Source organism: Comamonas fluminis (assembly GCF_019186805.1).
In the GTDB taxonomy this organism is placed as follows: Bacteria; Pseudomonadota; Gammaproteobacteria; order Burkholderiales; family Burkholderiaceae_C; genus Comamonas; species Comamonas fluminis.
Map to the genome: position 1 here is coordinate 3,567,316 of NZ_CP066783.1, position 23,036 is coordinate 3,590,351.

Genomic DNA, 23,036 nt, shown 5'->3' on the forward strand with positions numbered 1-23,036 from the left:
TGAAGGGTGATTACCTTGATCTGACTGAGAGGCCTGGTCAGGCCGCCACGGCCCCCTGCTGGCGCAGCAAGTCCAGAGCCACGTCCACAATCATGTCTTCCTGGCCGCCCACCATGCGGCGCTTGCCCAGTTCGACCAGAATATCCACAGCTTTGAGGTTGTACTTGGCCGCAGCCACTTCAGCATGGCGAAGGAAGGAGCTATATACACCGGCATAGCCAAGCGCCAGGGTTTCACGATCCACGCGCACGGGGCGATCTTGCAGCGGGCGAACAATGTCGTCGGCAGCATCCATCAGCTTGTACAGATCGGTGCCATGGTTCCAGCCCATGCGGTCTGCAGCGGCGATGAACACCTCCAGCGGGGCATTACCGGCACCTGCCCCCATGCCAGCCAAGCTTGCATCGACGCGGTCGCAGCCCTCTTCCACAGCCACAATGGAATTGGCCACGCCCAGGCTCAGGTTGTGGTGGGCGTGCATGCCTGTCTGCGTTTCAGGTTTGAGCACATCCTTGAAGGCGCGAAAGCGATCACGCACATCCTGCATCCCCAGAGCCCCGCCAGAGTCCACGACATAGCAGACCGTTGCCCCATAGCTTTCCATCAGCTTGGCCTGTTGGGCCAGCCCTTGCGGAGTTTGCATATGGCTCATCATTAAAAAGCCCACGGCCTCCATGCCCAGGTGCCGGGCATACTCAATATGCTGGCGCGAAACATCGGCCTCGGTGCAGTGAGTTGCCACACGCACCACACGTACACCGGCATCGTAGGCAGCTTTCAGATCATGAACAGTGCCAATGCCCGGCAGCAGCAGCGTTGTAAGCTTGGCATGCTTGACCACGCTGGCAACCGCCTCAATCCATTCCAGATCCGTGTGAGCACCAAAGCCATAGTTGAAGCTGGAGCCTTGCAAACCGTCCCCATGCGCAACTTCGATGGAGTCCACTCTGGCTTCATCAAGTGCTCTGGCAATCTGCTGGACCTGATCAATGCTGTACTGATGGCGGATGGCATGACTGCCATCTCGCAAAGTGACGTCGGAAATATAAAGTTTCTTGTTCGCGTTCATAGCCGTCTTTCTCAGGCAGATGCATGCTCGGCAGCCAGCATGCGGGCTGCCATGTGCTCGGCAGTACGAAGACCCGCGCTGGTCATGATGTCCAGATTTCCTGCATAGGCGGGCAGGTAGTGAGCAGCGCCTTCCACCTCCAGAAACACCGAGGTTTTCAGACCTGTCATTGCATTGCCAACGCCGGGAATGCGAATGGGCGTGTCGATGCGGTCGAACTGCACTTTTTGCTTCAAGCGATAGCCGGGAACGTAAGACTGCACATCTGCCGCCATGCGCTCGACAGATTCGGCAATGGCGTCCTGGTCCGCAAAGTCACTCAAGGTGTAGACCGTATCGCGCATGATCAATGGCGGCTCTGCCGGGTTCATGATGATGATGGCTTTCCCCTTGGAGGCCCCGCCAACCACCTCGATGGCTTTCGATGTAGTTTCTGTGAACTCGTCAATATTGGCGCGCGTTCCAGGGCCTGCACTTTTGCTGGCAATCGAAGCCACGATTTCACCGTAATGCACCTTGGCAACCCGGGATACCGCGGCCACCATCGGAATGGTGGCCTGCCCGCCGCAGGTAACCATATTGACGTTCAGCGCATCCAGATGCGATTGACCATTGACGACGGGAATGCAGTAAGGGCCAATGGCTGCAGGCGTCAGGTCAATCATTCGAATGCCTGGCTTGAGGCCACGCAAGAACGCATCATTTTTGACATGGGCGCCAGCACTGGTGGCATCGAACACAAAGTCGATGTCAGCAAACTCAGGCATGCGAGTCAAACCCTCCACCCCTTCATGAGTCACTGCGACGCCCATGCGAGCTGCGCGCGCCAGTCCATCGGAGGCAGGGTCGATACCAACCATGGCGCCCATTTCAATGTTTTTGCCGTGGCGCAGGATCTTGATCATCAGATCAGTACCAATATTCCCGCTGCCAATGATGGCTGCCTTGAGTTTGCGTGTCATAGCAATATTCAGTGTGAAATCATTCGATAGAGGCGCCGCTGGCTTTAATCAGCGGTGCCCAGCGAGTCAGCTCGGACTGGATGAAAGCTCCAAACTGAGCCGGAGTAGAAGGGAAAGGCTGCATGCCTTGATCGGCAAAGCGCTTGAGCACTTCGGGATCTTTCATCGCCTTCAGCAGCGCTTCATTGAGGCGGTTGACAGTGGCCGCTGGCGTACCAGCCTTTGCCACAGCGCCAAACCACACGCCAGCGTTCACGCCTTGGATTCCGAGTTCGGCAAGCGTTGGCACATCAGGCATTTGCGGAGCACGCTTGTCTGCGGCAATGGCAAGCGGTTTGAGCTTTTTGCCTGCAATCAGGGGCGCTGTGCTGATGACGGGGTCAAACATGAAGTCAACTTGACCACTCATCACGTCTTGCAGCGCAGGTGCCGAGCCTTTGTATGCCACATGGTTGAAGGTGCCGCCCGTTTTGCCACGGAAGGTTTCACCCAGCAGGTGCCCAATGGAGCCCATGCCCTGTGAAGCGAAGTTCAGGCCACCCTTGCGGGTTTTGGCTTGCTGCACCACGTCGCTGACGCTGTTCATGGGGCTATTGACCCCAACCACCATCACCAGAGGTGAAGAGATCAGCGAAGTGATGGGCGTGAAGTCCTTCAGAGGGTCATACGAAAAGTTGCGAAACAACGTGGGGTTGATGGCAAACATTTCGGTGGCGCCCACGTAAATCGTGTGCCCATCCGCCGGTTGCTGGCGCACAAAGGCCGCCGCAATCTGGCCGCCACCGCCTGGCTTGTTATCGACAACCACAGGTTTGCCAAGTTGTTCGCTGACTTTGAGCGCCAGGATGCGCGCAATGGCATCCGTGATTCCGCCTGCAGGAAATGGCACGACCATGGTCAGTGAGCGGCTGGGAAAGCTCGCCTCCGCCCAGGCAGGTGCAGCAGTGGCTGCAATGGCGAGAGCGCTAAGGCCTAGCAGGTTACGTCGATTCCACATGCGATTGTCTCCGTTGTAGTAAGTCGGTTTCCGGGGTGAAAAATGGCAAATTCGTGAGGCTTGCTGGCTAGTGCCAGTCTTGGTGCCTCTTCAAATCTGGCCGAACTGGGCGCGAACAGAGCCGACGCCACTGATATGGGCTTCGAAGCGGTCTCCCGCCTGAACAGGAACCATGGGGCCCAAGGCTCCTGTCAGCACAAGATCACCTGCGCGCAAAGGCTGACCCAGCTGTGCCAGCTTGCGGGCTAGCCAGACGGCGGCATTGAGAGGATGGCCAAGGCAAGCCGCACCTGTGCCGGTGGATACCGCCTCGCCATTGCGCTCCATTCGCATATCGCACAGCTTCAAATCCAGCGCGTTCAGCCGCGTTGGCACTGCGCCCAGCACGACGAGGCCGCTGGATGCGTTGTCTGCCACGGTATCGATGAAGCGAATATTCCAGTTGGCAATACGGCTGCCCACGATTTCTATCGCGGGCAATACATAGTCGGTCGCGTGAATGACGTCGACCAGCGTGGCATCTTTCAGATCCAGATCACGCGCCAGAACCAGCGCCACTTCTGCCTCTACTTTGGGCTGCAAAGTGCGTGACAGAGGTACGACTTCATCGTCGCCGTAAACCATGTCCGCAAACAAAGTGCCAAAGTCAGGTTGATCCACACCCAGTTGCTTTTGCACCGCCAGCGAGGTCAGACCAATTTTGCGACCGATGATGCGGCGCCCCTGTGCCTGCGCATGCTGCACGTTGGCAAGCTGCACGGCATACGCAGTCTCGTTGTCAAGGATTTCATCGCGCAGTGGAGCAATCGGTGTAGATGTCGCTTCCGCCTGGCGAAGACGTTCTGCCCACTGGGCAATAGGGAGGTTGGATTCAGACATGGTGTTCTCGTGCTGGTTATTGAGGGTTATTGCTGGGTGTGCATCAACATCAATCCATAACCTGCAATCAGGGCAGGAATGGCGCGGTAGGCCCGCACGGTGCAGGGCAGTTCTGTGTTCAATGGCAATGCGCTGCGTGCAACCAGCCAGGTTTTTGATTCGTGTGCAGAGTTACCCGCCGCTTCAGCAATGGATGCTTCGCTCATGGCACACAGACTCGACAGCTCGCCTCGTGCCAGCGCTTCCATCCACTGCAGATCCCACTGAGGATTCAAGGGTTTCATCCAGTCTTCGCCATTGGCCAGCGCCATGCCTGCCGCTTTGACGCGTTCGGTTTTTGCAGCCCGCTCCTGCACGGTCGGCATCTGCTTGACCGTAATGCGTTCGCGCACGGCGGGATCTGGATGCTGCAGGGTCGGGACCGGTGGCTCGTGCGACAGCCCCCCAGATCCAATGAGCAAAGTACGCTGGGGCAAGGTATCGAGGAACTTGCCAATGGCCTGACCCAGCTCCACACAGCGAGACATGCGCGCTATGGTCGGCTGTGCAACTGCATTGAGGAAGATGGGTATGACTGGCGGTGTCTTGAGGTCATCACCCCACAGCACCTGCAGCGCCTGAGAAAAACCGTGGTCCACCAGCATGCGCCTGGAAACAGCCATATCAAAATGGGCGTCCATCAAGTGCTCGGCCAGCGCAACCGCTGTATCACTGGGAACATTCAGTGGACCTGCGGGAGAGAGGTAGTCCCCTACGGCAGTCACTTCGCTGCCGACGCAGAACGTGGGCATCAGATCATTGAAGAATCCGTTGTAATGGTCCGGGCCAATCAGGATGATGAGCTCGGGATCAAAGGCATGAACAGCAGCCCTCGCCTGTTCCACCGCGCAGTCGAGGGCGTTCTGATCCTCTTCGCTGACAGGGTTCAGCCCCAGCAGCGGAGAGTGAGACATGCCCAAAAATGCGCGCTTCGCATTCTGAAGTGCGACCTCAATCATGCGAGCACCTGCGCTGCAGCGGGCAATTGCGCATGAAGCACACCTGCCAGTTGTCTTGTGATGCTCGACACCTCCTGCGGAGACGCCAGTGCGGCCACAAAGCGGTCCGGGCGAACGAACACAATCGATTTGGTTTGTGCCCCGAACCAGTCCTTGATACGCCCCTGCGCATCACCAATCGTCAGCACACCATCATTCGTTGACGAGGCGTGCGCAAGCTGACCTGTTGGCATCACTCGAATGAAGCGGGCTCCCAGCCCTTGCCAGAACGCACGTGCTCTGTCATCCATGCCATAGCTTGGATCGGTGCCCCAGGCGATGACGGCGAAGTTCAGGCCAATCAGGTCATCCAGACGGACTGTTTCCCCTTGTGCAGTCAGCACTCTGGGCTGAATGAACATGCGCCCGACGGGGCTGGGCTGCGGGGCTTCCAGGCCATGCACCAGACGGCCAAACAGAGACTCTTTTTTCTCGGCCATCAAGCCTAACAGTCGACTCAGAGGCGTGTCTCCGGAGCGGTCCAGCAAACCGGCCAAGGGAGTTTTTTGTCCCTGGTTGCTGGTTGCGCTCTGATGCAGAACCACGCCTTGCTCATAGCGCGGCATGGGTTTGAAGCGCATCTCCGCAAAATACTGCTTCACCGGGGGAACAGCGTTCAGCGCCAGCATCACGGTGTCACGCACCTTGGCTGCGGTATGGCTCTCCGGCGCAAAAATGTCTCCCGCAACTTCAGACAGGTGAATCATGCTGCGGGCATGGCTTCGGCGCTCTTGTTCATAACTGTCAAGCAGGCTGGAGCCCGCCTGGCCTTTGACAACCATTGCCAGCTTCCATGCAAGATTGCTGGCATCGCGCATGCCGCTGTTGTAGCCCTGACCTTGCCAGACCGGCATGATGTGCGCGGCATCTCCCGCCAGCAAAATACGGTTCACACGAAACTGATCCGCCAGACGGGCGTTGTGGGTGTAGACGCGCTTACGGATGTAATCCACCTTGTCAGGGTCTGCCACCACCTTGCGCATCAACTGGGCCAGGTTCTCAGGCTTGGAGAGTTCCTCCTCAGTTTCGCCGGGCATGACCATGAATTCAAAGCGACGAATTCCGTGAGGCAGTGCTGCCGAGACATAGGGGCGCTCGGGATCGCAGTGCATGCCGATATGCGGCGTGCCCAGCGGGTCATTGCGCACGTCAACCACAATCCACTGGTTGGGCTTGGTCCGGCCTTCAAAGCCGATGTTCAACGTGCGGCGAATCATGCTGTTGCCACCGTCGCAGGCCACCATGTATTTAGCCGTCAGCGTGCGCACCTGACCACTTCCACTTTTAATTTCTGCACTCACGCCAGAGTCTGTCTGGGAGAACTTTTGAAGCTCTTGGCCCAGCAACACCTGAACCTTGGGAAAGCGCTGAAGCCCCTGGTAGAGGATGGCATCGACCTGCGGCTGAATGAACGCGTTGCGACGTGACCAGCCAAACTCGTCTGTACGTGGCTCAATGGAAGCAAAGCACTGGCCCGATGCCGTGTAAAAGCGCATCCAGTGATCTGGCGTGATGTGCGCCTGCACTTGCTCCGACAGCCCTGCCGCCTGCAAAGTGCGCAGGGACTCGTCATCAATACCGATAGCGCGTGGGTAGTCGATGATGCTGTCGAGCTTTTCAATCACCAGCACGCTCACCCCGGCAAGGCCCAGGGTGTTGGCCAGTGTCAGGCCCACAGGCCCTGCGCCAACTATCAAAACATCACATTCGTTGATTTCAACTTGTCGTTGATCTTGGGCATTCATGGCGTTGTCTCCAATGTCGCTTCAGCACGTATTTCTTGCTGTTTTGATCATTCTCAACATCAATGCCAAAATCCCGAACCATGTGCACGTGGTGCACATATTTGCTCGTAAATACCCTTAACCCTAGAGTCAAAAGCCCGGGATCACCCTCATCAAAAACGGTCTGATCGCTCCAGCGTCTTTGGGTCATCAAGGGACTTGAACCATTTTTTCACCATGGATTGCCATGAAACCTTCAGACACCGCATCAACCGGCAATGACTACAAGGATGTGCGCAGCCTTTCTCGTGGGCTGGCATTGCTGCAGGCTCTCAATCGAGCGCCTGGCGGCATCGCCACAACCACGGCCCTTGCGCAAAGCTGCAATATCCACAGAACTACCGTCAAGCGTCTGCTGGAGACTCTGCGTGCCGACGGCTATGTCCGTCAGGGAGAAAAAGAAGGCCAGTACTACCTGACCTTTGCCGTCCGAGGATTGAGCGAAGGCTTTGTCGACGATGACTGGGTGGAGCAGATTGCCTTGCCACTCATGCGTGCGGCCATACCCGATCTGCTCTGGCCCTGTGATCTGGGAACACTGGAAGGTGGATTCATGGTGGTGCGAGAGAGCACTCACCGGTTTAGTCTTCTCTCTCAGCACCGCGGAAAAATAGGCGAAAAGCTGCCGCTGTTTTTTACTGCCATGGGGCGTGCCTATTTAAGCGCTTGCTCTGATTCCGAAAGGGAAGGACTGCTGACCCTGCTCGGACAACGAACTGACGAAGTGGGGAGCATGGCGCGAGATGTCAAAGCGGTAGAGCGCTTAATCACTGAAACGCGCACACGTGGCTATGCAATGAATGATGGCGACTGGGATCGAGAGCATGCCTTTGCGGCCATTGCGGTGCCAGTGGTTTCGCGTGGCCAGTTGCACGGCGGTATCAACCTTGTGTTCCCCAAAGCTGCGATCAATGTCACGGAAGTGGAAAAACGCTACCTTCCTCGCCTGAAGCGCCTTGCCCAGCGCATTGGCAAAGATATTCAGCCATGGATGAACAGGGGCAATTGAGACCAAGCCGCAGCAGGCTTCTGGCCAGTGCCTCGCTGCAATGCCGCACGAGATCTCTCACTGACTACGCATGGCCCCAATCCCGGTAGCTGTGCATCAGTCACCCTTCGCTCGGCTCTGCAGCCATGCGCTGAAAATGCGCAATGCTGGGCTCTGCTGGGCATCCGCCGCCAATTCGGGCGTGACCAAGTAATACGCCCGGTTGCCGCGCAGCGGCTGGGGGCAGGCAATGATCAGGTCGCCGCGCGCAAGCTCTTGCTCAATCAGCATAGGCGGCATCAGCGCTACGCCCAGACCCTGGCTGGCAGCTACGGCCAGCATGGAAAACAGCTCCAACCGCATGCCGTCCAGCGCACGCGGGGCATCGACGTTCATGGCCTCAAACCACTGCCTCCAGCCCTGCGGGCGCGTGCTTTGCTGCAGCAGTGGCAGGCGGGCAATCACCTCCGGCCCCACGGGCAGCCAGGCGCGGCCCGGGTCGCGCTGCTGGGCGGTGGCCAGCAGTTGCGGGCTGCAAACGGGCACGACTTCTTCATCCATCAGCCACTGGGCCTGCACGCCGGGCCAGCGCGCCACCTGCTCGGGCGTGCCCGCGTAGATGGCGGCGTCAAACACGGTATCGGCAAACAGAAAAGGCCGGGTCTGCACATCGATGTGCACGGTGATGTCCGGGTGCTCGCGCGTGAGCTGGGGCAGGCGCGGCAGCAGCCAGCGGGTGGTGAAGGTGGGCACTGCCGCCAGGTTGATGGGGCCGCCCTCGCCCTGGTGGCTCATCAAATCCAGCGTGTCGCGCTCCAGCCCCTGCAGCCAGCGGCCCACCTGCTTGGCGTAGTGCTGGCCTGCATCGGTCAGCAGCACTCCATGGCGCGTGCGCTTGAACAGGGCCACGCCCACAAACTCTTCCAGCGCAATGATCTGGCGCGAGACGGCGCTTTGCGTCAGCGACAACTCCTGCGCCGCCTTGGTATAGCTGATGTGCCGGGCGGCCGATTCAAAGCAGGCCAGCGCCTGGGTGGAGGGAAGAACTCTACGCATATATCTTGTGCTTAAAACGCATGGATTAAGCTAAAAACAACGGGATAACCCTGATTAATGCATCTATACATGCATTTTACTCATCCATAGATGATTAATCATCGTTTGCCTCGCTAGGTTTGGCAAACCTAATATGTGTGCAAGCACTCAGGCAGCAGGCCTGCAACTCAACACTTTCGCATTCAGGAGATGAACATGGCCAATGGTTACCAGTGGGACGATTGCTTGCAGCTCGACCAGCAACTGACAGAAGACGAGCGCATGATCCGCGACGCCGCACGCGAGTACTGCCAGGACAAGCTCAAGCCCCGCGTGCAAGCCATGTTCCGCAATGAGTCGGTTGATCTGTCCATCTTCCGCGAGATGGGCGAGTTGGGCCTGCTGGGCCCCACCATCCCCACCGAATACGGCGGCGCAGGCCTGAACTATGTGAGCTACGGCCTGGTGGCACGCGAGATCGAGCGTGTGGACTCCGGCTACCGCTCCATGGCGTCTGTGCAATCGTCTCTGGTGATGGTGCCCATCAACGAGTTCGGCACCGAAGCGCAGAAGATGAAATACCTTCCCAAGCTGGCTTCTGGCGAGTTCATTGGCTGCTTCGGTCTGACCGAGCCTGACCACGGCTCTGACCCCGGCAGCATGGCTACCCGCGCCTATAAGGTGGACGGCGGCTACAAGCTCAAGGGCAACAAGATGTGGATCACCAACAGCCCCGTGGCGGATGTGTTTGTGGTCTGGGCCAAGGAAGTGGCCGAAGACGGCACCGTGGGCCAGATTCGCGGCTTTGTGCTGGAAAAGGGCATGAAGGGCCTGAGCGCGCCCGCCATTCACGGCAAGGTGGGCCTGCGCGCCTCCATTACCGGCGAAATCGTGATGGACGATGTGTTCTGCCCCGAAGAAAACGCCTTCCCCGATGTGCGTGGTCTGAAAGGCCCGTTCACCTGCCTGAACAGCGCCCGCTTCGGCATTGCCTGGGGCGCGCTGGGTGCCGCCGAAGACTGCTGGCACACCGCCCGCCAGTACACGCTGGACCGCAAGCAGTTTGGCCGCCCTCTGGCCGCCAACCAGCTGATCCAGAAGAAGCTGGCCGATATGCAGACCGAAATCACCCTGGGCCTGCAAGCCGCGCTGCGCGTGGGCCGCATGAAGGACGAGCACCAGAACGTGATCGAAATCACCTCGCTGATCAAGCGCAACAACTGCGGCAAGTCGCTGGACATTGCCCGCATGGCGCGTGACATGCTGGGCGGCAACGGCATCAGCGACGAGTTCGGCGTGGCCCGCCATCTGGTGAACCTGGAAGTGGTGAATACCTACGAAGGTACGCACGATGTCCACGCCCTGATTTTGGGCCGTGCGCAAACTGGCATCGCTGCATTTAACTGACACCCCCTGAGCGGCTTCGCCGCGAGGCGGCGGGGCCGCCTAGGCTCTTGCTTGCTGCCCTCACCTTGGGGCGGTGGCGCAGGTCACTGGCACTGGTTCAGGTATGGCCGCTTCATCTGATTTGCTATCCATTTGTTAGCTAGTACCTCTTTATTTGAATGGGTTTTGAATCACTTTTTATTCAAAATTCATACCAATACAGCGCAAGCAGCTTCTGTTTTCATAGCTCCCCGTTTCTGGACTCCTCTGACATGAACGCATCGACAACCACTTCCACTGGCGCACTGGCTGGCATCAAGGTGCTGGATCTGTCGCGCGTGCTGGCGGGGCCCTGGGCCACGCAGATGCTGGCTGACCTGGGCGCCGATGTGATCAAGATTGAGCGACCCGTGGCTGGTGACGATACGCGGCACTGGGGGCCTCCGTTCTTGAAGGACGATGCGGGCAACGACACACGTGAAGCCAGCTACTTCACGGCCTGCAACCGCAACAAGCGCAGCATGACTGTGGACATGGCCCACCCCGAAGGCCGCGCCCTGCTGCAGCGCATGGCGGCTGAGGCCGATGTGGTGGTGGAGAATTTCAAAACTGGCGGGCTGGCCCAGTACGGGCTGGAGTATGACAGCCTGAAGACCGCCAACCCGCGCCTGATTTACTGCTCCATCACCGGCTTTGGCCAGGACGGCCCCTATGCCGAACGCGCCGGCTACGACCTGATGGTGCAAGCCATGTGCGGGCTGATGAGCATTACCGGCCATGCCGATGGTGAGTCCGGTGGCGGCCCGCTGAAAGTGGGCGTGGCGGTGATCGATGTGTTTACCGGCCTGTATGCCAGCAATGCCATCCTCGCCGCACTCAATGCGCGCCACTCTACCGGCGCAGGTCAGTACATCGACATGGCGCTGCTGGACGTAGGCATGGCCGTGCTGGCCAATCAGGCAGCGGGCTTTCTGGCCACGGACAAGGCCCCGGGCCGCGCCGGCAATATTCACCCCAGCCTGGCTCCATATCAGGACTTTCCCACGCTGGACGGCAATGTGCTGCTGGCCATTGGCAACGACGGCCAGTTCGCCCGCTTTTGCGCCGCCATCGGTCAGGACGGCTGGGCGCAGGATGCGCGCTTTGCCACCAACACCGCCCGCGTGCAGAACCGCGCTGCACTGCTCGACCTGATGAAGCCGCAAATGCTGCTGCGCAGCACGACGGACTGGATTGCGCTGCTGGAAGACAAGGCCGTGCCCTGCGGCCCCATCAACACGATTGCCGAAGCGTTTGAAGACCCCCAGGTCAAGGCGCGCGGCATTCAGAAGACCTTGCCGCGCCAGGCAAGCGACGGCATCAGCCACGTTTCCACCGTAGCCAGCCCCATGCGCCTGTCGGCCACGCCCGTGACTTACCGCAGCGCCCCGCCAGCGCTGGGCCAGCACACGGACGAAGTGCTGCGCGAGATGGGGCTGAATGCCGAGCACATCGCCGCGCTGCACCAACAAGGGGTTGTTTGAAGCCACACACCCGGCCAGAACCACTTCATTTCAAGAGGGCTAAAGCCCCGGAAAACGGCAGACCGCTTTCACAAAAAGCGCTGTTCTGCACATCACATTAGCAAGGAGACAAATATGTTCAAGTTCACAGCCACCGTGCTCGCCGCCCTGGCGTTTTGCGGCGCCGCACAAGCACAGGCCAGCTACCCCAACAAGCCCATCCGCCTGCTGGTGCCCTTTGCCGCTGGCGGCACAACGGACCTGATCGCCCGCATCATTGCAGAGCCGCTGTCCAAGGAACTAGGCCAGTCCGTGGTGGTGGAAAACAAGGGTGGTGGTGGCGGCAGCATTGGCGCGGCAGAAACCGCACGCGCCAAGCCCGATGGCTACAACCTGGGCATTGCCACTGTGTCCACCACGGCCACCAACCCGGCCATCAACCCCAAGATTCCGTACAACGTTGCCACCGATTTCACGCCAATCGTGAACATCGCCGCCACCCCCAACATCATTGCGGCCAACCCAAAGTTCGCGGGCAAGGATTACAAGAGCTTTCTGGCTGAGGTCAAGAGCAACCCCGGCAAGTACTCCTATGCATCGCCCGGCCAGGGCTCCATCACCCACCTGATGATGGAAATGTTCAAGCTGGAGACCAAGACCGACATGACCCACGTGCCCTACCGTGGTTCGGGCCCGGCGCTGAACGACGCGGTTGCCGGTCAGGTTCCGCTGATTTTTGACAACTTCCCTTCGACCCTGCCCTTTGTGAAGGAAAAGCGCCTGACCGCCATCGTGGTGGCCGCGCCCCAGCGTCTGGCCGTGCTGCCTGATGTACCCACCTTCAAGGAAATGGGCCTGCCCCAGGTCAACCGCATGGCGTACTACGGCATCGTCGGCCCCAAGAATCTGCCCAAGGAAGTGGTGGACAAGGTCAACGCCGCCGTGCGCAAGGCCGTGCAGGACCCTGCTGTGAAAAAGCGCATCGAGGAAAGCGGCTCCATCATCATGGCCGACACCCCCGAAGCCTTTGCCAAGCAAATGGCCGAAGAGCTGGCCGTTTACAAGAACGTGGTCGTCAAGCAGAACCTGAAGATGGACGAGTAAGCGTCTTCAATTCATAAGCAAAGTCCTCGCCGGCATGCACGCTGGCGAGGACTTTTTTCATCTCGCTTCATGCACAAGCAAGGTGCCCATGCATGAAACTGGTGCAAGCACCTGGGCCATCAGAAGCGGTGACGAATACCCACCACAGCGCTGGTGCCAGACTTGTTGGGAATGTCCATGCTCACGCGGTCATACATGGCCACGGCATAGACATCGGTGCGCTTGGACAGGAAGTGGTCATAGCCCAGGCTGACGGTGGTGCGCGTACCACTGACACTGCCCACCTCAGACTTGGTGCGCGCAGCCGCTGCCTTGAAGGTACCGGGCGTGCCACTGACGGGAATGTCCAGCCCCAGCGAGTAAGTCGTGTTCTCGCGGTCCTGATCTTTGATTTTGGCCTGACCGTAGGTGGCATAGAGCTTGGCCACGCTGAAGTCATAGCTGCCACCCACCATCCAGTTGCTCTTGGTGGGCATCACCGCCAGCGATACGGGGTTGTTGATCTGCGCACGCTCGTAGAACGCGGTCAGGCTCAGCGGGCCGCCCGAGTACATCAGGTTCAGGCCCACATTGTTCTTGCTCTTGTTGCCGCTGCTGGTCTGCTCACCAAACTGGTAATGCACATTGGCTCTGACGCCGCCAAAGCTGGGGGTGGAGTACAGAATCTGGTTGCTCCAGCCCGTGTTGGAAGCGGTGGTCAGGCTGTCATTGCCCCAGGCGGCGGTCGTCATATTGGCATGCAGCACCAGCGGCGAGACGGTGAAGGAATCGCCAAACGGATTGGTCAGCACCGTGGGCAGAAAGTTCGGCGCCAGACCGCGTCCCAGGCTTACGCGGCCAAAGCTGCCAGCCAAACCCACATTGGCATCACGCGAGAAAAAAGGGTCGGCATCAAAACGACCAGGGGCTCCGGTATCGGCGCGAAAAAAGCTGGTGATATTGAAGTCGGCCTTGAGACCGCCGCCCAGATCCTCCACGCCCTTCACGCCCCACCAGGAAGTGGTCATACCGCCAGAGCCGACCGAGGCCACACGCTCCTGGCCCGCCATCTTCACGGAGCCGACATAAGCATCCACAGTGCCCGTCAACTGCACCGAGCTTTGCGCCTGGGCCGACAGGCTGGCTGCAGCCAGTGCGATGGTGGTGAAAGTTGCGGCAATTGCTTTCATGGGTGATTTCCTCTCTAAAAAATTTGAGACGAAGCACTCATGCAAAAGTCGGGCCAGTTCTCCGGCCCCGACTTTTCAGGCCAATGGTTAAAGCTGAATCAGGGCTTCAAACGAAAGCTGTCGGCCAGCTTCAGCATCATCCAGGCGCAGCCTGCCGCGCCCAGCGCTACCAGCGTGCCGCCCACCCAGCCAATCTGACCCATGCCCCAGTGGGTGCTGACAATGCTGCCCAGCAGCGCACCACCGCCAATGCCGATATTGAAAATGCCCGAGAACATGGACATGGCCACGTCCGTGGCATCCGGCGCCAGCCTCAGCACCTTGGACTGCATGGACAGCGCAAAGCAAATCATGGCAATGCCCCAGATGGCGCTTTGCAGATACAGGCTCCAGACATGGGCGCTGCTGGCCACCAGCAGCAGCAAGCTCAGCGCCAGCACCGCAATGGCCGCCACCAGAAAACCGCGCGGAAACTTCATGCCCAGCCAGCTAAACAGCACGCTGCCCACAATGCCCATGCCGCCGTACAGCAGCAGCACTGCGGTGGTGACATTGCCTTCAAAACCAGCGATGTCCTGCACAAAAGGCTCGATATAGCTATAGGCCGTGAACTGCCCGGTAATCACCACCACCAGCAGCACATAAATGCCCACCAGCGCCGGGCGCCTGAACAGCACGGGCACGCTGGACAGAGAGCCCGCGTTCTCGCTGGGCAGCAATGGCAGCAGCTTGCCCAGCACCAGCATCACCACCGCAGCCACGCCGCCAATGGCCCAGAACGTCATGCGCCAGCCCAGCCATTCGCCCACCACGCGCCCCAGAGGAATACCCAGTACCATGGCCACCGATGTTCCCGTGGCCAGCAGGCTCAGCGCCATCGCCTTTTTGCCCGGTGGTGCCACCCGCACGGCCAGCGATGCCGTAATGGACCAGAAGATGGCATGCGACAGCGCAATACCGATGCGGCTGATGACCAGCGAAGCAAAACTCCAGGCCACACCCGACAGTGCGTGGCTGAGCACAAACACCGCAAACACCCACATCAGCAGCTTGCGCCGCTCCATCTGCCGCGTCATCAGCATGAAGGGCAGCGAAGCCAGCGCCACCACCCAGGCATAGATGGTCAGCATCAGGCCCACCTGCTCTACCGGCATGCCGAAGCTGGCACCAATGCCGCTGAGCAGGCCCACAGGTACAAATTCGCTGGTATTGAAAACAAAAGCGCCCAGCGCCAGCGCAATGACGCTGAGCCAGGCCTGGGTGGACGATCTCGTCGGAGGAATGGATACGGTAGAGGTTTCTGTCATGCCAAAAAAGCGGGCTGGCGCATGGCGCCGCAAACCCGAAATTGTGCGCGTGCACCATGACAGATCGCAGACTGCCCCATCTTTCCCCATCAAACATTAGGGCTGGGCAGCCTTTAAGCCCTTATCCATTCACCATCAATAGGCAACCGTAAAGCGGGCCTGGATATGCGCGCTCTGCTCCAGCGCATCAATCAGCGCCACGGCCAGATCCTGCACCGAAATATCGCCGGGTTGGCCGCCAGCCTGCATCAGCGGTTCATCCTTACCGCTGCGATAGTGGCCAGTTCGCCCCTTGGCCTGTGCCGCCGATCCGCCATGGAAGCCCACCGCTGGGCTAAGCACGGTCCAGTCCAGATCACGCTCTTTTTGCAGCTCAGTGTACATATCGCGTGCGGCTGTAGCTCCTGGTTTGATAGCGGCAGGAAATTCTGGCGAATCCACCAGTTGCTGCCCATTCACATACAGGCTACCTGCACCGCCCACGACCAGATAGCGCTTGATGCCCGCGGCCTTCACGCCCTGCACGATGGCGCGTGAGCCGCTCATGAAATCGTCATAGATATTGGGGTTGGTCCAGCCCGCGTTATAGGCGCTGACCACGGCATCGACACCCGCGACTGCGCGCTTGACTTCATCGGCGTGCTGCACATCCGCCTTGATGATCTGCACATGCTCGCGCACCGGAAACTTTTCGGGGTGGCGCACCAGCACCACCACCTCATGGCCGCGCTGCAGCAACTCTTCCAGCACGCTTGCACCCACAAAACCTGTAGAACCGATCAATGCCACTTTCATTTTCCAACTCCTTGTATTCGCAACCGAAAATTTGCAACAGGGCTAAAGAATAAATCGCATCAAACCGCAGAAAAAGCCCTTTCAGCCCCATTAACTTTGAAGTACAGCTTCACAATCACCCCATGGAAGATTTCAGACGCATGGCTATTTTTGCCGCCGTGGTGCAAGGCGGCTCCATGAGCGCGGCGGCCCGCCAGCTGGATATGACACCCTCGGCCGTCAGCCAGCATATTCGCCAGCTGGAGAAAGACGCGGGCATCAGCCTGCTGCACCGCTCCACCCGCCAGCTCAGCCTGACGGATGCGGGCCAGCGCTTTTATACCCAGTGCGCTGCCATGTGCGAAGCCGCAGACCGCGCCAGTGCAGAGCTGGCTGCCGAGCGCCAGCAACCCAGCGGCGAGCTGCGTCTGTCTGCACCCGCAGGCTTTACCCAGCACGCCGTGCCCGCGCTGGGCCAGTGGCTCAGCCAGCACCCGGCGCTGCGCCTGCGCCTGCTGATGGATGACGCCCCCATTGATCTGATTCAGGCCCGCGTGGACCTGGCGCTGCGCTTTGGCCATCTGCCGGACTCCAGCTGGGTGGCCCGCCCGCTGGGCCGCAGCACCACCGTGCTGTGCGCTGCGCCGCAGTTGCTGGCGCAGCGCAGCCACCTGCCGCAGCATCCGCGTGATCTGGATGGTCTGCCCTGGCTGGACATGAGCCGCAGCGAGCCGCCACAGATCAACGCCCTGTGGCAGCACCCCCACAGCGGCGAGAGCTTTCAGCTGCAGGCTGCGCCGCAGATGAGCAGCAACCACCGCGCCGCCGTGCAGCAGTTCTGTGAAGCCGGGCTGGGCCTGGCCTTGCTGTCCGCCCACGACGTCACCGCCAGCCTGCGCGAAGGGCGACTGCTGCGCCTGCTGCCGCAGTGGGACATGGGCCAGCTTGATATCTGGGCCGTGACCGCCCAGCGCGATGCACTGAGCGCCAAGGTGCGTCAGGCTATCGAAGTGCTGCGCCAGTACTTCGCGCGGCTGGAGGGCATGCAGCAGTCGCTATGAATTTCAAAGCTGCGAGCGCACGTTATTCATAGAATTTAAAGATATATCACTTGAAATATGAGCTGCAGAAAGCGCAAACAGCTCTGTTTTCAGGAGTATCCAGTTTGCGTTGGGCATGAAAAAGGCCTGCCAAAAGGCAGGCCTTTGAGTGCAGCAAAACGCAATCAGTTCAGATCGATAGGCGTCTTGGCACCGTTCACATAGCGGCTCAGCGTGTAGCTGGGGTTCTTCATTTCGCCATTCTTCTCGAAGGCGATCTTGGAGGTCACGCCCGCGAAATCCGACTTCTGCAGGAAGGGGATATAGACCTTGGGGTCCCAGGAATTGGCACGCTTCATGGCATCAGCCAGCAGCATGGTCGCGTCATAGAAATACGGGCTGTAAACCTGGAACTGGCCGGGATACTTGGCGTCGTAGCGCTTCTTCCATTCCGTGCCGCCAGGCATCTTGGCAATCGAAGCACCGCCGTCCGCGCAAACCACGTTCTCCAGCGGTTTGGCACCAGCGGCCACCTTGGCCAGCTCGGTCACGCAAATGCCGTCGCCGCCAAACATCTTGACGTCGTTCATGCCCAGCTGAGCCATCTGGCGCAGCATGGGGCCAGCCTGGCCGTACATGCCGCCGTAGAAGATGGCGTCGGGCTTCTTGGCCTTGATCGAGGTCAGAATGGCCATGAAGTCCGTGGCTTTGTCATTCGTGAACTCGTTGGCCACGATCTTGATGCCCTGCTTTTCAGCGTCTTTCTTGAACACGCTGGCCAGACCCTGACCGTAGGCCGTACGGTCGTCAATGACGGCCACGTTCTTGAGCTTGAGGTTCTTGGCCGCATAGGTTGCCAGCGCAGCGCCCAGCGCGTTGTCGTTGGCAATCACGCGGTAAGTGGTGTTCCAGCCGGGCTTGGTCAGATCAGGGTTGGTGGCCGCGCCGGTAATCATGGGAATGCCGCAGTCCTGGAACACCTTGGACGAAGGAATCGCCACACCGGAGTTCACGAAAGCGACAGCACCTGCCACCTTGTCATCGCACAATTTCTGCGAAGCTGCGGTGCCCTGCTTGGGGTCTGCCACGTCGTCTTCTGCCACAAGGACGAACTTGACCTTCTTGCCGCCAATTTCCAGCTTCTTGGCGTTGATGTCCTCAATCGCCATGCGCACGCCGTTTTCATCATCCTTACCGAAGTGAGCCTGAGGACCTGAAACCGGGCCAATGTGGCCAATCTTGATGACCTGTTCCTGGGCCATTACTGCCGTGCCCATACCAGCTACTACCGTCGCGATACACAGCTTGCCAAAACTCTTCATTGCGCACTCCACTCGGTTGAGATAAGCCGCAACCTTATTCTTCTGTTGCACCAGTTGGCAATGTCGCAATCGCCTAGGCATCGTCACTGCAACAAGGGCACAACAATCAGCGTTTTCATGGATCGGCAAGCCGCTCCAGCTGTGCTTAATGCTGTTGCACCCAGCATGCAGCAGCCATAAAAAAAGCGGGATGCCCCTTGCACAGCACCCCGCTGACTGTTTTCAGGCAACCGCTTCAGGCGGCCTTGGCATGAAGCCAGGCATCCACCTTGGCATGCTGATCCAGCGTTGCCAGGCAGGCATGGGCCACTTCCACGCCCTTTTTCACAAAATGCTGTCGGAAAAACTCCACGTGATCGCCGTGCTCGTGGAAGTCACGTGGCGTCAGCACCGCAGAGAACACTGGCACTTCGCTATCGAGCTGCACGCGCATCAGACCGTCGATCACCGCCGTCGTCACAAACTCGTGACGGTAGATGCCGCCGTTGACGATCAGCGCCGTGGCAATCACCGCGTCAAAGCGGCCACTTTGCGCCAGCTTCTTGGCCAGCAATGGAATTTCCAGTGCGCCAGGCACGCTGAAATGGGTAATGTTGCCAGCCGCAACGCCTTGCGCCTGCAGCTCTGCCTGCGCGGCATCACGCGCCTGGTAAACCACTTCCGTGTGCCAGCTGGCACTGATGATGGCAATGCGGCTGCGGCCCGCAGTAGCCTTCCAGGGCGTACCTTCGGAAGTAGCGTGGGTTTCAAAGTTCATGGAGATAGGGGTCTGATTCATGGTGGTTTTTCCAAAAATTCCAATGAATCAGGGCGTGCGCAAAAACGCCTGCCCATGCAGCAGCAAACACTGCGTCAAAGGCCAACGCTGCGCGATCTCTTTCATCCGGACTATGACCGTCGGCTCTGGCATCTCACCAGATCTGCTGACCCTGCAAGCCTCAGACGAGGATCGCAGGCGCTCGCGGGCTGCTGCCATCCATGCCTTTGCATGTCTGCAGATACCGCCGGTGGGGAGTTTCGCCCCGCCCTGAGAACGCTGCTTTGCAGTGAAGCTTGATTCACCACAAGACAAAGTCATTCTAGCGACGGTTTGACACGACTTTTGCCAAAAGGGTCACCCAGGCGTCATCAAAAAAACAAGGCAAAAACGGCTGAAGCGCTTATTCAACAAGCGATGAAAGCTATCAATACAAGAGCTTCGATTAACAGCGCGGTCAACCCATCCCAGGCTTCCCCCGTTAAAACCTGACTCGCCTGAACTTGCCGCCCTGCGGCACAGCCTCACAAAAATCAAGGAAGACCATGAAAACTGCGGCATTGCACACCTTTCTGCGCCACTCATCCCGCTGGGCCGGCATGGGCGCGCTCGCCATCCTGTGCACCGCCTGCGTAACCATGGAAGAAGGCTATGGTGGTGGTTATGGCGGCGGATACGGCGGAGGCTATGGCGGCGGCAGCTATGGCTACCCTGCTACGCCCGTCTATGGCGCGCAGCCGGTCTATCCAGGCTACGGCTACGACCGTGGGGATTGGGGCGCCCGCGAACGCGAACGTGTGCGCCTGCAGCGCGAGCGCGAGTACAACCAGCAAATGCGCGACCAGCAACGCCAGGCCCGGGAACGCGATCAGTGGCAACAACAGCAGCAGCGTGAGCGCGAGCAGCAAATGCGCGACCAGCAACGCATGCAGGATCAGCAGCGCCGCGACTGGCAGCGCCAGCAAGAGCAAAATCGCCGTGATCAGGATCAGGCCAGACGCGATCAGGAGCGCAACCAACAGCAGCAAATGCAGCAGCGCGAGCGTGAACGTCAACAGGCTGACCGTCAGCAACAGCAACAGCGGCAACAAGATCGCCAGCAACATTGGCGCGATCGTCAGCAACAAAATCCTGATCAGCGTCAGCAACGCCGGGAATTTGAACGAGGCAGCTGAAGCAAACGGCAAGTTGACTGACAGGGCTTCTGATTTTTCGCACGACACCGCATAATTTGCGAGCATCAAAGCTATAAGCAACAAGGAGCAGCCATGAACCAGCGATCACCGTCATTCCTTTCGCTGGTGAAATCTGCTGCTTTGCCTGCCCTGACGGCATGCACTCTGCTTTTGTGGGGCATGGATGGCAATGCCCAAATCATGCGCTGCACCGATGCAAAAACCGGCGAGGTCACCTACACCAACGGACGTTGCCTCGGCGGCGAAGCATCCGCACAGATCCGCCCTGCGCAAAGCCCTGATGAAATCGCCCAGGAGCGCGATGCTGCCGCCAAGGCGCGCGAGTTGAGCAAGGCCCAGATGTCTCGTGACGAAGCCCAGAGACGCCAACGCGAAGAGGCTGAACGCAAAGAGCGAGAAGCCGCTGAAAAAGCCCAGGCCCGGGCTGGCGGCAACCTTCAGAACACTGCGGCCTGCCGACAGGCTCGGGAACGCCATAACGCCATCCTGGCCGAAGCCAATCCCGACCCCGCTACCTGGGGAGAGCGCAGCCAGGCCGCACAGGCTCAGATGGAAATGAGCTGCCTGGGTGCCACGGCCTACCAGCAACTGCAGCAGACCCGTGCGCTTCAGCCCAACGCCATCAACCGCCCGCAGTGGGGCTATGGCCAAGTTCACCCTCCTGTAGTTCGCCCCCTGCCCCAGCCCCCAGCCAAGATCGTCAACTGCAATGTCTTTCGCTGCTATGACAACCGGGGCGGCGTGCACCCCATACCTTGACCCGAGGTCTAAACACCTAGCCTGCTGAGATTCAGGAAAACGCCGCAGATGCCTCCTGAAACAGCACCTCTTCGTGCTTGGGCAACGCTTTCGACAGCCTCTCACGTTAGCTCCTTACCTACAGGCTGCTCGGACAGCAGCACCTAGCATTGAACCTCCTATTGAGCCGAGCCACTTCACCAGGTGGCTTAGCCCTGTTTCTGCACGGAAGTTCTCTGTTTATGCGCCCTAAACAACAAAAAGCGGCCATCGCTTCATCGCCAGCTACCCTCGGGAAATCGCCCTCCGGAATCAAAGGTCTGGATGAAATCACGGGCGGTGGCCTGCCCACCGGGCGCCCTACGCTGATCTGCGGCGCAGCAGGCTGCGGCAAAACCTTGATGGCGGCCGAGTTCGTCGTGCGCGGCGCGGCGCAGTACAACGAGCCTGGCGCCATCATCCTGTTTGAAGAGACGGCCGAGGAGCTGACGGCCAATATGCGCTCCATTGGCTATGACCTCGATGCCATGCAAAGCCAGGGCCAGCTGGCGCTGGACTTCATCCGCGTAGATCCTGCCGAGCTGATTGAAACCGGCAGCTACGACCTGGAAGGCCTGTTCATTCGCATTGGTCACGCCATTGACTCTGTCGGCGCCAAGCGCGTGGCGCTGGACACGATTGAAACCCTGTTCAGCGACATTGCCAACCATGCCATCTTGCGTGCCGAGCTTCGGCGCCTGTTTCGCTGGCTCAAGGACCGTGGCGTCACCGCTGTGATCACCGGCGAGCGCGGGGAAAAAGCCCTGACTCGCTATGGACTGGAAGAGTATGTGGCCGACTGCGTGATCCTGCTCGATCACCGCATCGTCGATCAGGTATCCACGCGCCGGCTTCGCGTTGTGAAATACCGCGGCTCTGCGCACGGCACCAACGAATACCCGTTCCTCATTGGCGCACGTGGTATTTCCGTCCTCCCCATTACCTCGCTCACGCTGGACCACGAAGTATTCAGCGAACGTGTCTCCACCGGCATCAACGGCCTGGACATGATGCTGGGCGGCGCTGGCGTGTATCGCGGCAGCAGCCTGCTGATTTCGGGCACACCCGGTACCGGCAAAAGCAGTATTGCCGCAGCCTTTGTTGATGCAGCCTGTGCACGGGGCGAGCGCGCCATCCTGTTTGCCTATGAGGAATCACGCAACCAGCTGGTGCGCAATATGCAGTCCATCGGCATCAAGCTGCAGCGCTGGATTGACAAGGGCCTGCTGCAGATTGAAGCCACCCGCCCCACCCTGCAGGGCCTGGAGCAGCATCTAGTGCATATGTACAACCTGGTGAACGAATTCAAGCCCAGCGTGGTTGCCGTAGACCCCATCAGCAACCTGACCAGTCACCAGAACGATGCCGACCTGTCGCTGACCCTGATGCGCCTGATTGACTTTCTGAAGACCCAAGGCACCACGGCACTGTTTACCAGCCTGAATGCAGAAAGCACAAACACCCCCGGCTCGCAACTGGGCGTGTCGTCCCTGATGGACAGCTGGCTGTGGCTCAACAATATCGCCTTCAATGGCGAACGCACGCGCACGCTGCAAGTCCTTAAATCGCGCGGCATGCCTCACTCCAATCAGGTGCGTGAGTTTGTGTTCTCCAACCACGGTGTGGACCTGATCGATGTCTATATGTACGGCGACCAGGTACTGACTGGCACGGCACGCGTGGCACACGAAGCCCAGGTGCAGGCCACATCCGCGCTGCGCGAGCGAGACCATGAGCGACGCATGCGCGACCTGACCGACAGGCGCAAGGCTGTTGACGCGCAGATTGCCGCGCTCAATGTGGCCGAGCAAGAGCGCGAAGGTCAGGTCAAGTTCGAAATTGCCCGCGAAAAGCTGGAGGCAGAAGGTGCGCTCAATCGTGCCCGCGTCATCTCGGCGGCCCGCAGCGCTGCCTCGAATGAGAAACGCAAGAAACAGGACAGGAGATAGCC

Annotated in this window: 20 protein-coding genes and 1 riboswitch; of the genes, 7 read left to right on the forward strand and 13 right to left on the reverse strand. The window is 59.4% G+C overall.

The window, feature by feature from the left end; translation table 11 throughout:
* Nucleotides 1-37 precede the first annotated feature (37 nt).
* From dmpG to mhpA, 6 genes are all read right to left on the reverse strand, one after another.
* Entirely contained in the window at nucleotides 38-1,069 is a 1,032-nt protein-coding gene (dmpG, locus tag JDW18_RS16550; protein WP_218240509.1) for a 4-hydroxy-2-oxovalerate aldolase, read from the reverse strand.
* An 11-nt stretch (nucleotides 1,070-1,080) separates the two neighbouring features.
* A complete protein-coding gene (locus JDW18_RS16555) occupies nucleotides 1,081-2,031 on the reverse strand; it encodes an acetaldehyde dehydrogenase (acetylating) (RefSeq protein ID WP_218240511.1) in 951 nt (316 codons plus the stop codon).
* 19 nt (nucleotides 2,032-2,050) lie between these two features.
* Nucleotides 2,051-3,028 carry a Bug family tripartite tricarboxylate transporter substrate binding protein gene (locus tag JDW18_RS16560; protein ID WP_218240512.1) on the reverse strand — a complete coding sequence of 326 codons (978 nt, stop codon included), beginning with the start codon at nucleotides 3,026-3,028 and terminating at the stop codon, nucleotides 2,051-2,053.
* Nucleotides 3,029-3,118: 90 nt separating this feature from the next.
* A complete protein-coding gene (mhpD, locus tag JDW18_RS16565) occupies nucleotides 3,119-3,907 on the reverse strand; it encodes a 2-keto-4-pentenoate hydratase (RefSeq protein ID WP_218240513.1) in 789 nt (262 codons plus the stop codon).
* Nucleotides 3,908-3,933: 26 nt separating this feature from the next.
* The gene (locus tag JDW18_RS16570; RefSeq protein ID WP_246610009.1) at nucleotides 3,934-4,860 is read right to left on the reverse strand and encodes a 3-carboxyethylcatechol 2,3-dioxygenase; all 927 of its coding nucleotides are present in this window, start codon (nucleotides 4,858-4,860) and stop codon (nucleotides 3,934-3,936) included.
* Nucleotides 4,861-4,901: 41 nt separating this feature from the next.
* Nucleotides 4,902-6,689: a bifunctional 3-(3-hydroxy-phenyl)propionate/3-hydroxycinnamic acid hydroxylase MhpA gene (gene mhpA, locus JDW18_RS16575; RefSeq protein ID WP_218240518.1), complete on the reverse strand. Its 1,788-nt coding sequence runs from the start codon at nucleotides 6,687-6,689 to the stop codon at nucleotides 4,902-4,904.
* Nucleotides 6,690-6,915: 226 nt separating this feature from the next.
* Here mhpA and JDW18_RS16580 point away from each other — a divergent pair, with 226 nt between their 5' ends.
* A complete protein-coding gene (locus JDW18_RS16580; RefSeq protein WP_218240521.1) occupies nucleotides 6,916-7,737 on the forward strand; it encodes a DNA-binding transcriptional regulator in 822 nt (273 codons plus the stop codon).
* A gap of 96 nt (nucleotides 7,738-7,833) precedes the next feature.
* On the opposite strand, the gene JDW18_RS16585 is transcribed toward JDW18_RS16580, so the two are convergent.
* Nucleotides 7,834-8,772, reverse strand: coding sequence for a LysR family transcriptional regulator (locus JDW18_RS16585; RefSeq protein ID WP_218240522.1), 939 nt, complete (start codon nucleotides 8,770-8,772; stop codon nucleotides 7,834-7,836).
* A 195-nt stretch (nucleotides 8,773-8,967) separates the two neighbouring features.
* Between JDW18_RS16585 and JDW18_RS16590 the strand changes: the two genes are divergently transcribed.
* The 3 genes from JDW18_RS16590 (at nucleotide 8,968) to JDW18_RS16600 (ending at nucleotide 12,743) form a co-directional block, all read left to right on the forward strand.
* The gene (locus JDW18_RS16590; RefSeq protein WP_218240524.1) at nucleotides 8,968-10,158 is read left to right on the forward strand and encodes an acyl-CoA dehydrogenase; all 1,191 of its coding nucleotides are present in this window, start codon (nucleotides 8,968-8,970) and stop codon (nucleotides 10,156-10,158) included.
* Nucleotides 10,159-10,409: 251 nt separating this feature from the next.
* Nucleotides 10,410-11,660, forward strand: a complete 1,251-nt coding sequence (locus JDW18_RS16595; RefSeq protein WP_218240525.1) for a CaiB/BaiF CoA transferase family protein — start codon at nucleotides 10,410-10,412, stop codon at nucleotides 11,658-11,660.
* Between the two features lie 114 nt (nucleotides 11,661-11,774).
* Nucleotides 11,775-12,743, forward strand: coding sequence for a tripartite tricarboxylate transporter substrate binding protein BugE (locus JDW18_RS16600; protein ID WP_218240528.1), 969 nt, complete (start codon nucleotides 11,775-11,777; stop codon nucleotides 12,741-12,743).
* Nucleotides 12,744-12,862: 119 nt separating this feature from the next.
* Here JDW18_RS16600 and JDW18_RS16605 read toward each other — a convergent pair whose 3' ends face one another.
* The 3 genes from JDW18_RS16605 to JDW18_RS16615 all read right to left on the reverse strand — a co-directional run bounded on the left by JDW18_RS16605 (nucleotide 12,863) and on the right by JDW18_RS16615 (nucleotide 16,014).
* Nucleotides 12,863-13,912, reverse strand: coding sequence for a porin (locus tag JDW18_RS16605; RefSeq protein ID WP_218240530.1), 1,050 nt, complete (start codon nucleotides 13,910-13,912; stop codon nucleotides 12,863-12,865).
* 98 nt (nucleotides 13,913-14,010) lie between these two features.
* Nucleotides 14,011-15,219: a sugar transporter gene (locus tag JDW18_RS16610; protein ID WP_218240531.1), complete on the reverse strand. Its 1,209-nt coding sequence runs from the start codon at nucleotides 15,217-15,219 to the stop codon at nucleotides 14,011-14,013.
* A 135-nt stretch (nucleotides 15,220-15,354) separates the two neighbouring features.
* Nucleotides 15,355-16,014, reverse strand: coding sequence for an NAD(P)-dependent oxidoreductase (locus tag JDW18_RS16615; protein WP_218240533.1), 660 nt, complete (start codon nucleotides 16,012-16,014; stop codon nucleotides 15,355-15,357).
* A 122-nt stretch (nucleotides 16,015-16,136) separates the two neighbouring features.
* Between JDW18_RS16615 and JDW18_RS16620 the strand changes: the two genes are divergently transcribed.
* Nucleotides 16,137-17,054 carry a LysR family transcriptional regulator gene (locus tag JDW18_RS16620; RefSeq protein ID WP_218240535.1) on the forward strand — a complete coding sequence of 306 codons (918 nt, stop codon included), beginning with the start codon at nucleotides 16,137-16,139 and terminating at the stop codon, nucleotides 17,052-17,054.
* A 164-nt stretch (nucleotides 17,055-17,218) separates the two neighbouring features.
* Here the strand turns inward: JDW18_RS16620 and JDW18_RS16625 are convergent, their stop codons facing one another.
* The 3 genes from JDW18_RS16625 to JDW18_RS16635 all read right to left on the reverse strand — a co-directional run bounded on the left by JDW18_RS16625 (nucleotide 17,219) and on the right by JDW18_RS16635 (nucleotide 20,353).
* Nucleotides 17,219-18,355 (reverse strand): branched-chain amino acid ABC transporter substrate-binding protein, encoded by a 1,137-nt coding sequence (locus JDW18_RS16625; protein ID WP_218240537.1) that lies wholly within the window; start codon nucleotides 18,353-18,355, stop codon nucleotides 17,219-17,221.
* A 235-nt stretch (nucleotides 18,356-18,590) separates the two neighbouring features.
* The gene (locus JDW18_RS16630) at nucleotides 18,591-19,133 is read right to left on the reverse strand and encodes a 6,7-dimethyl-8-ribityllumazine synthase (RefSeq protein ID WP_218240538.1); all 543 of its coding nucleotides are present in this window, start codon (nucleotides 19,131-19,133) and stop codon (nucleotides 18,591-18,593) included.
* A gap of 89 nt (nucleotides 19,134-19,222) precedes the next feature.
* Nucleotides 19,223-19,394, reverse strand: a riboswitch (FMN riboswitch).
* 299 nt (nucleotides 19,395-19,693) lie between these two features.
* Entirely contained in the window at nucleotides 19,694-20,353 is a 660-nt protein-coding gene (locus tag JDW18_RS16635; protein ID WP_218240539.1) for a hypothetical protein, read from the reverse strand.
* A 27-nt stretch (nucleotides 20,354-20,380) separates the two neighbouring features.
* Between JDW18_RS16635 and JDW18_RS16640 the strand changes: the two genes are divergently transcribed.
* Entirely contained in the window at nucleotides 20,381-21,067 is a 687-nt protein-coding gene (locus JDW18_RS16640; protein ID WP_246610011.1) for a DUF4124 domain-containing protein, read from the forward strand.
* 221 nt (nucleotides 21,068-21,288) lie between these two features.
* Nucleotides 21,289-23,034 (forward strand): circadian clock protein KaiC, encoded by a 1,746-nt coding sequence (gene kaiC / locus JDW18_RS16645; protein ID WP_218240540.1) that lies wholly within the window; start codon nucleotides 21,289-21,291, stop codon nucleotides 23,032-23,034.
* Nucleotides 23,035-23,036: the final 2 nt, after the last annotated feature.

Excerpts from the sequence above, each read along its gene's own strand:
- dmpG (WP_218240509.1), bottom strand. The coding sequence starts at position 1,069 with ATGAACGCGAACAAGAAACTTTATATTTCCGACGTCACTTTGCGAGAT.
- JDW18_RS16555 (WP_218240511.1), bottom strand. The coding sequence starts at position 2,031 with ATGACACGCAAACTCAAGGCAGCCATCATTGGCAGCGGGAATATTGGT.
- JDW18_RS16560 (WP_218240512.1), bottom strand. The coding sequence starts at position 3,028 with ATGTGGAATCGACGTAACCTGCTAGGCCTTAGCGCTCTCGCCATTGCA.
- mhpD (WP_218240513.1), bottom strand. The coding sequence starts at position 3,907 with ATGTCTGAATCCAACCTCCCTATTGCCCAGTGGGCAGAACGTCTTCGC.
- JDW18_RS16570 (WP_246610009.1), bottom strand. The coding sequence starts at position 4,860 with ATGTCTCACTCTCCGCTGCTGGGGCTGAACCCTGTCAGCGAAGAGGAT.
- mhpA (WP_218240518.1), bottom strand. The coding sequence starts at position 6,689 with ATGAATGCCCAAGATCAACGACAAGTTGAAATCAACGAATGTGATGTT.
- JDW18_RS16580 (WP_218240521.1), top strand. The coding sequence starts at position 6,916 with ATGAAACCTTCAGACACCGCATCAACCGGCAATGACTACAAGGATGTG.
- JDW18_RS16585 (WP_218240522.1), bottom strand. The coding sequence starts at position 8,772 with ATGCGTAGAGTTCTTCCCTCCACCCAGGCGCTGGCCTGCTTTGAATCG.
- JDW18_RS16590 (WP_218240524.1), top strand. The coding sequence starts at position 8,968 with ATGGCCAATGGTTACCAGTGGGACGATTGCTTGCAGCTCGACCAGCAA.
- JDW18_RS16595 (WP_218240525.1), top strand. The coding sequence starts at position 10,410 with ATGAACGCATCGACAACCACTTCCACTGGCGCACTGGCTGGCATCAAG.
- JDW18_RS16600 (WP_218240528.1), top strand. The coding sequence starts at position 11,775 with ATGTTCAAGTTCACAGCCACCGTGCTCGCCGCCCTGGCGTTTTGCGGC.
- JDW18_RS16605 (WP_218240530.1), bottom strand. The coding sequence starts at position 13,912 with ATGAAAGCAATTGCCGCAACTTTCACCACCATCGCACTGGCTGCAGCC.
- JDW18_RS16610 (WP_218240531.1), bottom strand. The coding sequence starts at position 15,219 with ATGACAGAAACCTCTACCGTATCCATTCCTCCGACGAGATCGTCCACC.
- JDW18_RS16615 (WP_218240533.1), bottom strand. The coding sequence starts at position 16,014 with ATGAAAGTGGCATTGATCGGTTCTACAGGTTTTGTGGGTGCAAGCGTG.
- JDW18_RS16620 (WP_218240535.1), top strand. The coding sequence starts at position 16,137 with ATGGAAGATTTCAGACGCATGGCTATTTTTGCCGCCGTGGTGCAAGGC.
- JDW18_RS16625 (WP_218240537.1), bottom strand. The coding sequence starts at position 18,355 with ATGAAGAGTTTTGGCAAGCTGTGTATCGCGACGGTAGTAGCTGGTATG.
- JDW18_RS16630 (WP_218240538.1), bottom strand. The coding sequence starts at position 19,133 with ATGAATCAGACCCCTATCTCCATGAACTTTGAAACCCACGCTACTTCC.
- JDW18_RS16635 (WP_218240539.1), bottom strand. The coding sequence starts at position 20,353 with ATGCTCGCAAATTATGCGGTGTCGTGCGAAAAATCAGAAGCCCTGTCA.
- JDW18_RS16640 (WP_246610011.1), top strand. The coding sequence starts at position 20,381 with ATGAACCAGCGATCACCGTCATTCCTTTCGCTGGTGAAATCTGCTGCT.
- kaiC (WP_218240540.1), top strand. The coding sequence starts at position 21,289 with ATGCGCCCTAAACAACAAAAAGCGGCCATCGCTTCATCGCCAGCTACC.